18 protein-coding genes are annotated in these 15317 nt (G+C 42.8%); all 18 read right to left on the bottom strand.

Annotation, left to right across the window (positions count from 1 at the left end; translation table 11 throughout):
- Nucleotides 1-38: 38 nt before the first annotated feature.
- The 18 genes from IGJ26_RS09815 to IGJ26_RS09900 all read right to left on the bottom strand — a co-directional run bounded on the left by IGJ26_RS09815 (nucleotide 39) and on the right by IGJ26_RS09900 (nucleotide 15256).
- A complete protein-coding gene (locus tag IGJ26_RS09815; RefSeq protein WP_008378479.1) occupies nucleotides 39-893 on the bottom strand; it encodes a phosphate ABC transporter substrate-binding protein PstS in 855 nt (284 codons plus the stop codon).
- Nucleotides 894-1292: 399 nt separating this feature from the next.
- Nucleotides 1293-2024, bottom strand: coding sequence for an alpha/beta hydrolase (locus tag IGJ26_RS09820; protein WP_008378480.1), 732 nt, complete (start codon nucleotides 2022-2024; stop codon nucleotides 1293-1295).
- 96 nt (nucleotides 2025-2120) lie between these two features.
- Nucleotides 2121-3794 (bottom strand): DNA repair protein RecN, encoded by a 1674-nt coding sequence (gene recN, locus IGJ26_RS09825; RefSeq protein WP_087663984.1) that lies wholly within the window; start codon nucleotides 3792-3794, stop codon nucleotides 2121-2123.
- Nucleotides 3795-3809: 15 nt separating this feature from the next.
- Nucleotides 3810-4259 (bottom strand): arginine repressor, encoded by a 450-nt coding sequence (gene argR, locus IGJ26_RS09830; protein WP_005235362.1) that lies wholly within the window; start codon nucleotides 4257-4259, stop codon nucleotides 3810-3812.
- A gap of 97 nt (nucleotides 4260-4356) precedes the next feature.
- Nucleotides 4357-5178: a TlyA family RNA methyltransferase gene (locus IGJ26_RS09835; RefSeq protein ID WP_016620449.1), complete on the bottom strand. Its 822-nt coding sequence runs from the start codon at nucleotides 5176-5178 to the stop codon at nucleotides 4357-4359.
- On the bottom strand, nucleotides 5175-6071 hold the full coding sequence (locus IGJ26_RS09840) for a polyprenyl synthetase family protein (RefSeq protein ID WP_005235358.1): 897 nt from the start codon (nucleotides 6069-6071) through the stop codon (nucleotides 5175-5177). The genes IGJ26_RS09835 and IGJ26_RS09840 overlap by 4 nt, the downstream gene beginning before the upstream one ends.
- Entirely contained in the window at nucleotides 6068-6289 is a 222-nt protein-coding gene (locus IGJ26_RS09845; protein ID WP_005235356.1) for an exodeoxyribonuclease VII small subunit, read from the bottom strand. The genes IGJ26_RS09840 and IGJ26_RS09845 overlap by 4 nt, the downstream gene beginning before the upstream one ends.
- Nucleotides 6270-7622, bottom strand: a complete 1353-nt coding sequence (xseA, locus tag IGJ26_RS09850; RefSeq protein ID WP_194199654.1) for an exodeoxyribonuclease VII large subunit — start codon at nucleotides 7620-7622, stop codon at nucleotides 6270-6272. Before xseA ends, IGJ26_RS09845 begins: the two co-directional genes overlap by 20 nt.
- Complete coding sequence (locus IGJ26_RS09855; RefSeq protein ID WP_005235351.1) at nucleotides 7623-8474, bottom strand: bifunctional methylenetetrahydrofolate dehydrogenase/methenyltetrahydrofolate cyclohydrolase; 852 nt, start codon at nucleotides 8472-8474, stop codon at nucleotides 7623-7625.
- A 293-nt stretch (nucleotides 8475-8767) separates the two neighbouring features.
- Nucleotides 8768-9232, bottom strand: a complete 465-nt coding sequence (nusB, locus tag IGJ26_RS09860) for a transcription antitermination factor NusB (RefSeq protein WP_005235350.1) — start codon at nucleotides 9230-9232, stop codon at nucleotides 8768-8770.
- Complete coding sequence (locus tag IGJ26_RS09865; protein ID WP_005225770.1) at nucleotides 9225-9650, bottom strand: Asp23/Gls24 family envelope stress response protein; 426 nt, start codon at nucleotides 9648-9650, stop codon at nucleotides 9225-9227. Before IGJ26_RS09865 ends, nusB begins: the two co-directional genes overlap by 8 nt.
- 209 nt (nucleotides 9651-9859) lie before the next feature.
- A complete protein-coding gene (locus IGJ26_RS09870) occupies nucleotides 9860-10924 on the bottom strand; it encodes a M24 family metallopeptidase (protein ID WP_430599583.1) in 1065 nt (354 codons plus the stop codon).
- Nucleotides 10925-11138: 214 nt separating this feature from the next.
- Nucleotides 11139-11378, bottom strand: a complete 240-nt coding sequence (locus IGJ26_RS09875) for a GlsB/YeaQ/YmgE family stress response membrane protein (protein ID WP_005225767.1) — start codon at nucleotides 11376-11378, stop codon at nucleotides 11139-11141.
- Between the two features lie 74 nt (nucleotides 11379-11452).
- Nucleotides 11453-11818: a DUF956 family protein gene (locus tag IGJ26_RS09880; protein WP_005235348.1), complete on the bottom strand. Its 366-nt coding sequence runs from the start codon at nucleotides 11816-11818 to the stop codon at nucleotides 11453-11455.
- A gap of 116 nt (nucleotides 11819-11934) precedes the next feature.
- The gene (locus IGJ26_RS09885) at nucleotides 11935-12846 is read right to left on the bottom strand and encodes a PTS system mannose/fructose/sorbose family transporter subunit IID (RefSeq protein ID WP_005235347.1); all 912 of its coding nucleotides are present in this window, start codon (nucleotides 12844-12846) and stop codon (nucleotides 11935-11937) included.
- A gap of 20 nt (nucleotides 12847-12866) precedes the next feature.
- Nucleotides 12867-13670, bottom strand: coding sequence for a PTS mannose/fructose/sorbose transporter subunit IIC (locus IGJ26_RS09890; protein ID WP_008378492.1), 804 nt, complete (start codon nucleotides 13668-13670; stop codon nucleotides 12867-12869).
- A 30-nt stretch (nucleotides 13671-13700) separates the two neighbouring features.
- A complete protein-coding gene (locus IGJ26_RS09895) occupies nucleotides 13701-14693 on the bottom strand; it encodes a mannose/fructose/sorbose PTS transporter subunit IIA (protein ID WP_194199655.1) in 993 nt (330 codons plus the stop codon).
- A 68-nt stretch (nucleotides 14694-14761) separates the two neighbouring features.
- The gene (locus IGJ26_RS09900) at nucleotides 14762-15256 is read right to left on the bottom strand and encodes a PTS system mannose/fructose/N-acetylgalactosamine-transporter subunit IIB (protein WP_026008065.1); all 495 of its coding nucleotides are present in this window, start codon (nucleotides 15254-15256) and stop codon (nucleotides 14762-14764) included.
- Nucleotides 15257-15317: the final 61 nt, after the last annotated feature.

Here is a 15317-nt window from a genome sequence, read left to right on the forward strand (position 1 = left end):
CAATTTCTGTTAAAGCTTGTGTAAATTTTGTGTAAAGATTATTCAACAATATTGCCTTCCCAGTCTCTTTCCACCTGCATGATGGAAATTGGAATATAGCCTAGATCCCCAACGATATGCTCTTGGACTTCGTCAGAAAGCATATATTCTAAAAACTCAGCAGTTAATCCGGTTGGTTCTCCTTTTGTATACATATGCTCATACGCCCAAACTTTCCAATCATTCGTCGTCACATTTTCAATCGTAGGTTCAACGCCATCAATTGAAAGGACATTGACTTCATCAGTCACATAAGAAAATGCAACGTAGCTAATAGCCCCTGGTGTATCAGAAACGATCGAGCGTACCATCCCACTAGAATCTTGCTCTTGAGAAGGAATAGCGGTTTCGCCATCCATGATCCATTTTTCAAATGTGCTTCTCGTACCACTACCTGTCGCCCGGTTCAATAAAACGATTGGCAGATCATTTCCACCGACTTCGCTCCAATTGGTGATCTTTCCTAAGAAGATATTTTTTAGATCTTCTGTGGAAATGTCTGTGATACCAACTCCTTTGTTAACGATTGGTGTGATTCCCACCGTTGCCACCCGATGATCAACAAGGGCATCAGCATCGATTCCTGGCTTTTCTTCCGCAAACAAATCAGAATTTCCGATATCGACTGCACCGGCTTGGACTTGACTTAGTCCAGTTCCGCTTCCGCCTCCTTGGACATTGATGAACCGTCCTGGATTTGAGTTTTGAAATTCTTCTGCAACTGTTTCTACTAGCGGCTGCAAAGCAGAGGAACCGACTGCGGTGATCGATTCTCCTCTATCTGCCCAGCTTGCACATCCTGAGAGTAAAATAACCAATCCGATAATAGGACTTAGAAGTTTAAATTTTTTCATCATAACGCTCCTTGTACTTTCGTAAGTCATTGATCTTAAAAATCAATTATTTTCATTTTACCATTAGTTGAATTTAATGAAAATTATTATTTGCTTTTTTTTCTGGAACAGCGTCCGTTCGTTTATTTAAAACGCTTTTTTTCTTTCTCAAAATAACTGTTTCGTAAAAAAAATGACAGAATTTCTTAATTAAATTACGTGCATCCAGAAGGTATGCTATGCTATACTGTGAGAGGAAACGTATTTTAAAAGAACATAATTATTAATCTTGCTTCCCCAATCAAGTACAATATGTTGTTATGTTCAGCGTTTTCACGATTTCATCAACATTTCCCCAAAATGTCTGTTGAATCGAAACGGCAGAAAGAAGCATTTCTATGCATCTTCTGCCGTCTTTTTTTACTCTAATTCACTTAGCCACGCAGCCATCTGCTCAACGATGGCTTTTTGCTGTGCTTCATTTGATAAATCAGCAGCGGCTTCTCCTTTTTGTAACCCATAGGTACCAAAGCCAGCATGATTGCCGCCTTCGATCGTTTGGAACGTGGTAGATTCTGGAAGGAAGCTGCGGGCAGCTTGCCAATTTTCTTGATTGACCACCTGATCTTGACTCCCTGTCAACGATAGCACAGAAATCGACTGATCAGCCAAAGACCCTTTTTCATCGGGATAGCTTGCGAAGAAAAAGACCCCTTTTAAATCCTTGTCGTTTGCAGCCAATTGATTCGCTGCAAAACGGCTCGCCATTACCCCACCTAATGAATGACCACCAATGACATAGGAGTTATGGGGAATTTCTTTCAAGACCTCTTCTGCACGATTGCCTGATAAAACAGCCATGTTAAAGGGCATTTTAACGATCGCGACAGGATAGCCTTTTTCCGCTAAACCTGCTGCCCATACACTATAGCTTTCCGCATCGACAAGGGCGCCGGGATAGAAAATGACCAATGGCTTTTCTTCATCTCCAGCAAAATAAAGGACATTCCCCTCATCTTCTGCCTCTTTCGCAGCTGTGACTGCAGCATCAACTGCTGGGTAGTGTAGTTGTTGCCAACCGATCCAACCGGCAATAGTTAAAATAACAACGGTGACCAATACACCAATCAAAACTTTTGTTCTTTTTCTCATCATATCCTCCTGCAAAAAAGAAGATCAGGAAAGGATGGCAGACGAAACTTGCTGGTCCATCATCTCCTGAATCTTTCTACGAATGTTTCCCAATTTTTATCGGTGTGCAAGTGCCAATAGTTCTCGTGCATGTTCGATCGTTAAATCGGTGATTTCTGCACCTGAGAGCATACGGGCGATCTCTGCCACCCGTTCTTCTTTAGATAGTTTACGGACGTGGGTTTCTGTCCGTCCTTCTTGAATTGCTTTTTCAATAAAATATTGATTATCCGCTACAGCAGCTACTTGCGGCAAGTGAGTGATACACAAAACTTGCGAATTGGCTGCGATCTTGGCGATTTTTTCAGCAATTGCTTGGGCTACTCGGCCACTGACCCCAGTATCAACTTCGTCAAAAACAATACTGGTGATTCCTTGTTTCCGAGAGAAAATTGATTTGAGGGCCAGTAAGATCCGTGAAAGTTCTCCCCCAGAAGCAACCCGCACCAACGGCTTCATGCCTTCACCAGGATTTGTGGTCAAATAAAATTCTACGGTGTCAAATCCGCTGCTACTCAATTGTTTTGAGCCAGGTGCAAACCGTACTTCAAATTGTGCGTGCTCCATGTACAGCTCTTTTAACTCTTGAACGATTTCTTTTTCTAAACGATGAGCCAGTTCACGTCGTTTGACGTGCAAGGCTTCCGCCAGCTGCCAAACTGCTTCAGCTTTTTGGGCAAGCTCTTCTTCTAATTGCTCCAACTGACCTTCTGTATAGGCAGACTCGCTGATTTCTTTACTGATCTCATCATAGTAAGCAAGAATCACAGGAATCGACTCCCCGTATTTGCGCTTCAATTGACGAATCGTTTCCAGCCGCGAAATGACTTCTTCCAGTCGGCCTTCATCTAATTCAAGATTGTCGACTTGCCGCGAAATATCAGTGGCTGCATCTTGCAACAAGTAATACGCACTTTGGATCGCTTCACTGATTTTTTCGTAAGCCGGATCAAGATGGGCGATTGACTGGATCTCGGATAAAGCTACACTGACCCCATCTAGGCTATTGACTTCTTCGGCAGATAAGGCACCATAGCTTTGCCCTAGAGCATCCACGATTTTTTGATAATTGGTCAGTTTTTCTCGTTCATCGATCAGCAGTTCTTCTTCATTTTCCATCAATTCTGCTTGGGCGATTTCTTCTTGTTGAAAACGCAACATGTCCATTCGCTGGACATATAGCTGTTCATTTTCTTGAATGGTCCTGACGTGTTTTTCTAAAGAGCGATAGCTTTGATAGGCTTGACGGTAATCCGCAAGCTCCGCTTTAAAGCTATCATCCCCAAACCCATCCATCAAGGTCAAATGTTTTTCTGGCTGCAGCAGCTCTTGATGCTCATTTTGTCCTTGGATATCGACCAAGAATAAACCGATTTGACGCAAAACCGACAAGGTAACGGTTCGACCATTGACACGACAAATATTTTTCCCCGATTGAGAGATATCTCGTTGTACGATCAAAACTTCTTCTTCATCAATACCTAAATCTGCGGTCAAGTCTTTGAACTCCTGCTGATTCGGCCATTCGAAGATCCCTTCTAAACGGCATTTCTCTGCTCCTTGACGCAAATAGTCGCTGGAACCTCTACCGCCTGCTAGCAAACCCATCGCATCGATAATAATTGATTTCCCGGCACCTGTCTCACCTGTCAGTGCCGTCATTCCCTCATGGAAAGATAAGTGCAAGTTGGAAATAATCGCAAAATTTTGGATCGACAATTCTAAAAGCATCCCTTGCCTCCTCTTCTAAACGTAACGTTGGAAATCCCTGAATAGGTTCTCAGTATCTGCTTCTGTTCTAGTGATCATCAAGACGTTGTCATCATCGTTTAACGTGCCAAATAATTCCTTGGCATAACGTTTATCGATTAAATTCGCCAAAGCCGAGGCATTGCCGGGCAGTGTGCGCAGGATCACAAATTTGTCCATTCGATCGACAGAAACAAAAGCCGTTTTTAGGATTTTATCAAGTTTACCACTCACGTCTTCCGTTGTCTCTTGTGGGATACTGTAGCGATAGCCGCCTTTTTGGGAAGGAACTTTCACTAACTTCAATTCCTTGATATCTCTTGATATGGTTGCTTGTGTGACTGAGACGCCGCGATCTTTTAACAACTCGACAAAATCTTCTTGTTTCTGAATATCTTGTTCACTTAACAATCGTGTAATCAAGCGATGCCGTTCTTTTTTTCTCATCTCTTGTTCCTCCTGAATGAATTCCTACTAATTTTATCCTATTTTGCGCAAGAAAGAAAGAGAGCCGACAAGTAAAATGTCCACTCTCTTCCATTCTTTATTTTGGTTGATGAAAGGTCTCATGTGCTGATGCAACAACTTTCGGGATATCGATCCCTGCTGCGGTACCTTCTTGCAGGCTTTTCTTTAAATGTACGATAAACTCGATATTCCCTTCGCCACCAGTGATTGGTGAAAAACTTAGGTTTAAGACATCGAAGTTTGTTTTCTTAGCAAATGCTAGTACTTCCTCCAAAACTCGTTCATGGGTTTTGGGATCACGAACGATCCCATTTTTCCCGACTGCTTCTTTGCCCGCTTCAAATTGCGGTTTAATCAGCGCCATCACTTCGCCATCCGCTACCAAAATATCATATAGCGGGGGTAAAATCAGTTTAAGTGAAATAAAAGAAACATCGATCGTAGCGGCATCTGGAAGACCGTCTAAAAAATCAGTTGGTTTTGCATAACGGAAGTTGACCCGCTCCATTACGATCACTCGCTCATCTTGCCGCAGCTTCCAGGCTAACTGATTGTAACCGACATCCAATGCATAGCTTTTTTTGGCACCATTTTGCAATGCCGCATCAGTAAAACCACCGGTGGATGCGCCGATGTCTAACATGATTTTATCGGTTACGTCAAAATCAAAGACTTTGAGTGCTTTTTCTAACTTGAGACCACCACGAGAAACATAAGGCAGCTTTTTGCCTTTGATCTGCAGCAGTGTATCTGCGGCAATTTTTTCTCCCGGCTTATCTAGGCGCTCATTATTTTTTTCTTTGTACACCAATCCAGCCATCACTCCCCGTTTGGCTTGCTCGCGGGTCTCAAACAGGCCTTGCTGGACAGCTAAAACATCTACTCGTTCTTTCTTCATGCGTTCCCTCGAATCTCAAATCGTTCCACAAATGCCAACAAAACATCCGGCGTAAATTGACCGTATTGACTTAATTGCGCCAGAATTTCTTTGGCCTTGCCTAATTCTTCTGTCAAGGCTTGCTGCGCGCCTGCTAAGCCAAGTAAAGCAGGATAGGTACTTTTCGCCAATTCGTCATCTCGACGGACAACTTTGCCTAGCTCTTCGGTCGTACTAGTGGCATCCAGCAGATCGTCGCGAATTTGAAAGGCTAACCCAATATGCTGGGCAAAGCGATCCAATTCATGCAGAACTTCTTCCGTCTGGTCGGCTAAGACACCTCCAGCAATCACCGCAAAGCGGATCAATTCTCCAGTTTTCCGTTCATGAATGGACATCAGTTCCTCAAGACTAAGGGCTTGGTTTTCTCCTTGAATATCAGCTGCTTGGCCGGCGACCATGCCTTGTGTTCCCGCCGCTTTACTCAATTGCTGCAGCAGCAAGACTTTTTGATTGGCTTCGATCTCCGCCATAGCGACTAATTGAAATGCAGCCGTCAAAAGACCATCTCCAGCTAAAATCGCTAAAGCTTCACCAAAAACCTTATGGTTGGTAGGTTTGCCTCGACGCAGATCATCGTTGTCCATTGCTGGAAGATCATCATGGATCAGCGAATACGTATGCACCATTTCTAGGGCTGCCGCACACTGGTACACCGCGGTATTGACGGGTTTGTGAAAAGCGGCGACTGTTGCTGCCAATAAAAGCGGGCGAATACGTTTGCCGCCAGCTTGGATCGAATACTGCATGCTTTTAAACAATCGTTGATCAGAGGTGTGTTCTTTGACAAAGCGCTCCATGACTTCTTCAATCAATGGGGCGTGTTCTTTTGTGAATTCTGTTAAAGCACTCATTGGTTTTCCTCTTCAAAAGGCACTTCTTCGTTAGATTCTGTCATCATTTTTGTTAAGGACTTTTCCGCTTTACTCAAAGTGTCCTTGCATTGCTTACTCAAAACCATCCCTTTTTGAAAAGCATCTAGTGCCTCTTCTAAGGGAACATCCCCTTGTTCCAAACGGGTTACAATTTGTTCTAATTCTTGTAATGATTCTTCAAATGTTGGATTTGCCATGATTAACTCCTTCTGTACTAATAACTTCGACAAGTGCTTGGCCATCTTGGTAATGAATCGTCAGCTGGTCTTCTGGCTCGATCGTATCAATCGATTTGATCACCTGCTCATTTTTCGTGGTATAGCTGTAGCCCCGACCCATGATTTTCAGTGGGCTTAGCAAATCAAGAGATTGGACTGCATTTGCAAATTGATTTTCTTTTGCTGCATAAATATCTTTCATGGCTTTCATTAAGCGTTGGGAAAGATAACTGACCTCTTGGTTGCTAGCTTGCAATCGCGCTTTTGGTTGTTGTTGTGCTAACCGTGAAATCAATTGCTGTGCATGGCGATCCTTGTCATAAAGCAAGGTTTGCAGACCTTGCTGCATCCGCTGCTGCAACTGATCGAGTTTGATGGACTGTGCCTCATACAAGCGCTCTGGTTGTCGAAAAACATATGATCCAATCACTCGCTGATAGCGTTCTTGTTTGTACTGGATCTGGTGCATAAAAGCTTGCTCTAATCGGGCTTGTCTTTCTTCGATCCGCAAAATCTCTTCTGATAGGACGGGCACTGCTAATTCGGCAGCTGCGGTCGGAGTTGCCGCCCGCACATCCGCCACTAAATCGGCAATTGTCGTATCAGTTTCATGCCCCACTGAAGAAATAACGGGGGTTTTTGCGTCAAAAATGGCTCTTGCCACTCGTTCTTCATTGAAAGGCCAGAGGTCCTCAATCGACCCACCCCCACGTCCGATGATCATAGTATCAAAGGTACCATCGGCTTCGACTCGTTGGATATTTTTCACCACATCATCCGCGGCTTTGTTGCCTTGTACCACGGTTGGATACAAAACGATCTGAGCAATGGGATAACGCCGCTGGGTCGTCGTGATGATATCTTTGATCACCGCCCCACTAGGACTGGTCAAGACTGCGATGCGTTTCGGGTATTTCGGCAACGACTGCTTCGGTGCAGAAAATAATCCTTCCGCTGCCAATTTCTGCTTTAATTGTTCATAGGCTTGATAAAGGGCACCGACACCGTCTGGTTCCATGTGATCGATCACCATCTGGTAATTTCCGCTTGCCTCATACAAGGTGATACGTCCAACCGCCATGACTTTCATGCCCTCTTCTGGTTGAAAGCGCAGCTTGTCAAAAGCGCCCTTGAACATGACGGTCGAAATTTTTGCACCATCATCCTTTAAACTAAAGTATTGGTGATTGGGGCGACGACGAAAATTAGAGATCTCCCCCGTCAAATAAACCCGCTCTAAATACGGATCGACGTCAAACTTACGCTTGATATATTTTGTTAATGCGGTCACCGTTAAATATTCTTGCGCCATTTAGTTTTTCATTGTCTCCTTTGCTGCCTCGATCGTTTGGGCCATCAACATCGTGATCGTCATTGGTCCTACACCTCTAGGTACCGGGGTGATATAGCTAGCGATCGGTTCGACTTCATCAAATTTCACATCGCCGATCAACTTGCCATTGGCATCCCGATTCATTCCTACATCGATCACCACGGCCCCTTCTTTTACGAAGTCTTTTGTGACAAAATGACCGCGGCCGATCGCCACGACTAAAATGTCCGCTTGCTTCGCTAACTCAGGCAGATTTTTGGTTTTTGAATGAGCAATAGTCACGGTGGCATTTGCCCCTAAGAGCAAGTGCGCCATCGGTTTTCCGACAATGTTGCTGCGGCCGATAACTAAAGCATTTTTCCCTTCCAATTCGATCCCATATGCGGCAAACATTTTCATGATGCCATAAGGGGTACAAGGAATTCGGTCAGGTACACCGGCAAATAATTTTCCTAAATTGATTGGATGAAAACCGTCGACATCTTTTTCCGGTTTGATGGCTAACAGCACTTTTTCTTCATTGATATGTTTTGGCAAAGGAAGTTGAACCAAAATGCCGTGAAAGGCATCATCGTTATTGAACTGTTCGATTTCTGCTAATAATTCTGCCTCAGTAATGGATTCAGGATAGCGGGCAACACGGGAATTGATGCCGATTTTCGCCGCAGCTAGTTCTTTATTTTTCACATAAGTCTGGCTTGCTTTGTCTTCTCCAACAAGTAAAACAACTAATCCCGGTGTCACACCCTGCTCTTTTAGTGTTGCTGTCTCTGAAAGAAACGCTGCTTGCATTTTTTCAGCCAATTCTTTTCCATTGATCAATGTACCCATTCTGACAACTCCTCCAACCTGATTATACTGACTTATTTTGTAAAAAGAAACGCACCAATCGTTTGTCGATCTGCTTCTTCATGTTTTCTATCATAGCATTTTCTGAAAAGAAAAACACCGTCTAACGCTCCCTTTTTTCGGAAAAAACGAGGGCAAACCGACAAAGTGTATGCAAAAAAACCGAACGATCAAGCAGGACCGTCAAAACAAGGCGGTTGCTCACAAATCGTTCGGTTTCTGCCTCGATCGAAAAAAGGCTGTTTTCTTTTGATCGATAGTGTTAAGGCTAAAAATTACTCACTTACTTGGTTGTTTTTTGTTTCTAGCTCTTGATTGACAGTCGATAAAATACCGTTGACAAACTTTCTTGACTGATCGTCACTAAAGGTTTTCGCTAATTCGATCGCTTCATTCAAAGCCACACGATTCGGCACATTATCCACATAGATCATTTCATACAAAGCGATTCGTAAAATCGTCACGTCCATTTTTGATAAACGCTGGATTTTCCAACCGGCTTTTAGATGACTTTGAATGACTTCATCCAAGGCTTCTTTATAATGACAGACACCTGCCACTAATTGATCTAAATAAACAGGGACAAAATGCTCTTGTTCTTCATCAATCAATTCATGGTGTTCCAACTCGATGGCATGCATGATGGCATCTTGTTTCGTTAAATCTTTGTTAAAGTCTAGTGGAAATAAAGCTTGTAACGCCATTTTCCGTATTTCATGCCGTGATAATTCTTTACTCATTTTCTTCCTCGTCGTTTCCAAATAATTCTTCGATGTCTGGTAAATCTACTTTTTCTGGCACGACTGCCACAACATGAACATTTACTTCAGCCAGTTGCACATCTGTCATAAATAAGACTTGCTGTTTGACCCGTTCTTGGATCTCCATTGCCACTTTAGGCACTGACATCCCATAAGTGATATAGCAGTAGATATCCACTTTGATCCCTGTTTCATCGATCGTTAAGTAGACTCCTTTGCCATGAGCTGCGCGGCCTAGTAATTCAGTGACACTGTTTGCCAGTGTTCCTCGCATTCCATAGACACCTTCCACTTTAGAAGCAGCGATCCCAATAATGATCTCGATCACTTCTGGCGCGATGACGATTTCGCCTAATTCAGGACTTGCATTTAATACAAGGTTTTTATCTTCATTCATACGTTTTTGCCTCCATTCTAAACAGCTGTACCGTATTGTTTGTAAAAAAATCGCTCGTTTTTTCCGTTTGAAGCAAGCCAGCGCTTGATTCAATCAATAACATCCATGGCACAGTGTTTCTTCTCGCTCTAAGTTTATCATTTTCTGCACTGAGAATCTATAATAACCCACTATTCTCAATGAATTTTCTGAAAAACAAGGTCGATGAATCAGAGAATGATCAATTCTTTCGGTGAATGTGTCAACACTTTATTACCAGTTTCAGTGATCAAAAGATCATCCTCGATACGAACGCCGCCAATTCCTGGAAGATAGATGCCTGGTTCATCTGTAATGACGTTTCCGACAACAAATGCTTTATCAGCACGGAAGGAGACATTTGGTCCTTCGTGGATTTCTAAACCAATCCCATGGCCTGTTGAATGACCAAAAGCATCCCCGTAGCCAAAGGAAGCTATGTGATCCCGGGCGATCGCATCTAGTTCAATTCCGGTCATTCCAGGTTTTGCTGCTGCCAAGACTTTTTCTTGTGCTTCTAGCACGATTTGATAGATTTCTTTCAATTTATCGCCAGGATCCCCCACAGCAAAAGTTCTGGTCATATCAGACACATAGCCTTGATAGTAACAGCCAAAGTCTAACGTGATCAGATCGCCTTGTTCAATCACTTTTTCACTGGCAACCCCATGGGGCATTGCTGAACGAAGACCACTGGCCACGATCGTTTCAAAAGATACGCTTGTGGCACCTAATGAACGCATAAAGAAATCTAACTGATTCGCCACTTCGATTTCGGACATCCCTGGGCGGATCATTTTCAAAATATGTTCGAACCCTTGATCGGCGATATGGCAGGCTTGTTGGATCAATGCGATCTCTTCCTCATCTTTGACTTCCCGCAATGCCTCGATCATACCAGATACAGGAGCTAATGAGGATTCCTCAATCAAGTCTTCTAAGACGGAGTATTCAGCAAAGCTGACGAAACTTTCTTCAAATGCTAAGACATTGATTTCTTCCTTTTGGCAGATAGTTGCAACTTCTTCAAAAATCGGTCCACTATTTTTTACGATCTCAAATCCTTGGGCTTGGGCAGCTGCTTGCTCTGTATATCGGAAATCTGTTACAAAAAAAGCTTTGTCCAACGTAATGACTGCTAAACCAGTTGTACCAGTAAAGTTTGTCAAGTAACGCAAATTGTATGGGCTGGTGATCAAGAACCCATCAATCGAATCTTTTCTCATTGCTTCACGTAATTTTTCAACTCTTAACATGTATCGTTCCCTACTTTCTTGTTCTATACGATAGTATTATAACAAACTTCCAGAAAAAGCGGAAAGTAAGCGAAAAGTTTTCTAAAAAATCAAACAATACGAACCTAAAGAATGGTGTTTTAAAAAGACTCTAGTTGGCTCTCTCGTTGTTCTTTTCTAGATAACTTTAATCCACAAAAAAAGCAACCCAATCAACGGATTGCTTCTTTGATAATTATCTTTTACGTCCCAAAAAGAATGATACGACAGCCACGAAAATGACTGCCCCAATGATTGCTGGCACGATTGCCATTCCTGCCACTTGCGGTCCCCAAGTGCCGAATAAACCTTGTCCGATTGATGCGCCCACAAGTCCTGCCACGATATCAAAAATGCAACCGCGTTTTTCTCCTGCGATAGCGCCACCGATTGAACCGATGACCGCTCCCACGATCAATGTCCATAAAAAGTGCATAATAACCCCTCCTAAACTTTCTTATAAAAAGGGTAACATATTGAGAATCAATTGGAAAAACATATGCTCTCTTGTTATTTTCTACGGGTAATTGCCCGTTTCAAGATATCGAAAAAGCCAAGAGAATGGACCATATGATCTGGGTCAACGTATTCGCGAATTGCCCGCAGAACTTTTTTTGGTTCTTTTGATGAGAAGGTATATGTCCCATTCTTTTTGGTCCGAATCGCATACCGTGGGATCCAGCGTCCTTTGAACAAGACCGAAGCGATCACATAGTCGACATCTTCCCAAGGAATTTGAATAAACTTGCGTTTGTCACGATCATTATAAAACTCAAAGGCATTATCGCCGATCATTATTTTGCCGTATTCATTGATACCTAAAAAAGACGTAGCATCGATCGTCAAATCAACTTTTGTATTAAGGGATTGTACCATTTGCGCTTACTCCATTCTATATCGTCTTATCGTTACCTATTATACGTGTTTGCGGCATGTTTGGCGAATAAATAAAAAGATGCTTGGGTCTCCCCAAGCACCTATCATTGAAAAGATTATAACAATCCGATCAAGTGTCCACCGATACCGACTAAGAATAGACCGATAATAATGACGATTGGAGAAACTTTTTTCTTCAATAACCACATACATAACAAAGTAAGCAATAGTGCAGCTAAACCAGGAATCAATTGATCCAAGTTGTTTTGCAATGTTGTTACTTTTGTATCAGTCAATGCACGGCCTTCAGCTACTTGTTGGAAGGCTTGTTGCAAACCAGCTGAACCAGAAGGCAAGTTCGCCCAGTCGACATAAGCACCTTCATCAAGCGGTACGCTTGAGACAACTGGTGCAAAGGAAATCGATACCCAACGTTGAACAAGTGACCCTAATACGAACATACCTAAAATAGAAGCACCTTTTGTTACATCTTGTAGCAAACCACCTGAAAGGTCATCTGTGATTTTAGAACCAGCACGGTAGCCGAATTCTTGTGTGTACCACATAAATGCCCAACGGATGATGTTCCAAGCAACGAAGAAGATGATTGGGCCTAAGATGTTTCCGCCTAAAGCAAGAGAAGCACCTAATGCACCTAACATCGGACGTACAGTAAACCAGAACACAGGGTCACCGACACCGGCTAAAGGACCCATCATCCCAACTTTTACCCCTTGGATCGCTACGTCATCGACAGGCGCGCCATTGGCACGTTCTTCTTCTAACGCTAAAGTTACACCTAAGATTGGTGATGCGATATATGGGTGAGTATTAAAGAATTCTAAGTGACGCTTCAAAGCAGCGGCACGGTCTTCTTTTGTTTTGTATAATTTTTTGATTGCTGGAATCATTGAGAATGCCCAACCACCATTTTGCATACGTTCATAGTTCCATGAACCTTGAATGAAGGTAGAGCGCCATGCTACGGCTAAACGATCTTTTTTATTTAATTGAATTTTTTCTGCCATTTTTTTCTCCTCCTTCGATTCTAATAGTCATTCAAGATATCGCCTAGAGGGTCGCCAGTGTTGCTGCCGCCGCCTCCATTTGATGATCCGCCCATTTTAGTTAGGTTCAAGTAGATCAATGCGATTGCTACTGCCAAGGCACCGATAGCGATCAATGTCAATTGAGAGATAGCTGCGATTACGAAACCGATAATAAAGAATGGCCATACTTCGCGAGTTGCCATCATGTTGATAACCATTGCGTAACCAACGGCAACAACCATACCACCACCGATAGCCATACCATCAGTTAACCATGCAGGCATTGATTCTAAGAAGTTTTGAACAGTTGCAGCAGGGATAGCCAACAATGCAGCTGCAGGAATCGCAATACGAACCCCTTGCATACATACAGCGATCACGTGCCACATTTCGATTTTACGAATGTTGCCTTCTTCAGCAGCAGCATCCATAAAGTGAACGATTGGCACAGCCAATGTACGAACGATCATTGTCAAGAACAACCCAGCAACAGCTAGAGGGATCGCAACGGCAATCGCTGTATCAACACCAGCAGTTCCTTGTCCACCTAAAACTAAAATAATTGCAGATGCGACAGACGCCAATGCAGCATCAGGTGCAACAGCGGCACCGATATTTGCCCATCCAAGTGCGATCATTTGTAATGATCCGCCCAAAATGATACATGCTTCCAAATTACCGGTCACTAAACCGATCAAAGTACACGCGATTAGCGGTTGATGGAATTGGAATTCATCCAAGATCCCTTCCATACCAGCTAAAAAGGCAACGAGTACTACTAATACCATAGATATAATAGTCATGATAGACCTCCTATTTAGTTGAATACGTTTCTATTTATTTGCCAATTCATTTTTGGCTTTGCGTAAGATTTCATCCATGTTGTCTCGAGAGTCATTTGGTACTTTACGCACATCGAATTTGATGCCGCGTTCTTTCAAATCTTCAAATGTATTCACATCATCTGTACCCATCGACAATACTTTACTTACAACAACTTTCCCAACAGAGTGAGCCATTGAACCAACGTTCACTTCAGTTATATCAACGCCACCTTCAACAGCACGTAATACATCTTGTGGGTTTTCAAATAATAGTAAAGCTTTCGTATTCCCGAAACGAGGGTCTTTAGAAACTTCAATCATTTTGTCCACTGGAATGACGTTCGCTTTTACTCCTGGAGGAGCTGCTTGTTCGATCAGTTTTTTACGCAAGTCATCTTTTGCCACCGCGTCAGAAACAACGATGATCCGAGATGGATTCACTGATTTTGTCCAAGCTGTAGCAACTTGACCATGCAACAAACGTGAATCGACACGAGCAAGTACGATTTTGATTTTGCCATCGCCTAGAACAGTTCCCGGAGGAAGTGATCCTTTAGGTTGATCGTCTTGCACTGCTTTTGGTGCTGAAGCTTCTTCTGGTTCAAGTTCTTCTGGTTTGACCTTGACCCCTTCTTTAGCTGTTTCAACGATATGCGCAGCAATTTCATGCGCTGTATTCATTGAAAAACGTGAAGCATAGGCTTCGATCACCATTGGTAAATTCATACCAGCAACGATTGCCCATTTGTCTTTGTGATCTTCAAACAAGCTGTTCGCTTGGTTGAAAGGAGTACCACCCCAAAGATCAACTAAGAATAATACTTCTTCTTGATCGTCAAATGTAGCAATTGCTTCTTGCATTTTTACCTTGATGTCATCCGGACCTTCACTTGGCATCAATGTAACAGCTTTAACATTTTCTTGTTCGCCGAAGATCATTGAACCAGATTGCAAAATGCCGTTAGCAAATTCTCCATGACTTGCTAGGATAATTCCTACCATCTTTTTACCTCCTATATCAAAATTGAAAAATGTGACACGAATACGAAAGAAAAAACAACATCGAAAAACTAAGGGTGACTACCTTCTTTTTCCAAAATATCCTTCAAAAAGATTTTACGATCAGCTGGAACTTTGCGTATCTCCACTTCAATGCCTTGGTTTTGCAAGTAAAGCAATGAAGCAAGATCTTGATCATTGACTGACACGAAATTAGTGATCATTCGTTTTCCCATTGAAAAACTCATACCGCCGATATTGACGGAACGAATGTCAATGCCTCCTTTAACCAGAGTCACGACATCTTGAGGGTTGGTAAATAATAACATGACTTTTTGCGTATTAAATAATGTGTTATGCGCCACCTCAAGCATTTTCGCTACTGTCACCACATTGGATTTGATCCCTGGTGGAGCAGCTTCTTTCAAGAGAAACTTTCGTAATTGGTCATTTGCGACTTCATCACTGACCACGATGATTCGATTGATACCAGTCATTTTCGACCAAGCTGTGGCGACCTGACCATGAATCAACCGATCGTCGATTCGGGCAAGACGTATATCCATTCCCATTGTGCAAGCCTCCTACATCCATCGATCCGCTTTTCATATTGAGGATCTGTTCTTT

The sequence above is a fragment of the Enterococcus sp. AZ095a genome (assembly GCF_050546735.1).
Taxonomy (GTDB): domain Bacteria; phylum Bacillota; class Bacilli; order Lactobacillales; family Enterococcaceae; genus Enterococcus_D; species Enterococcus_D entomosocium.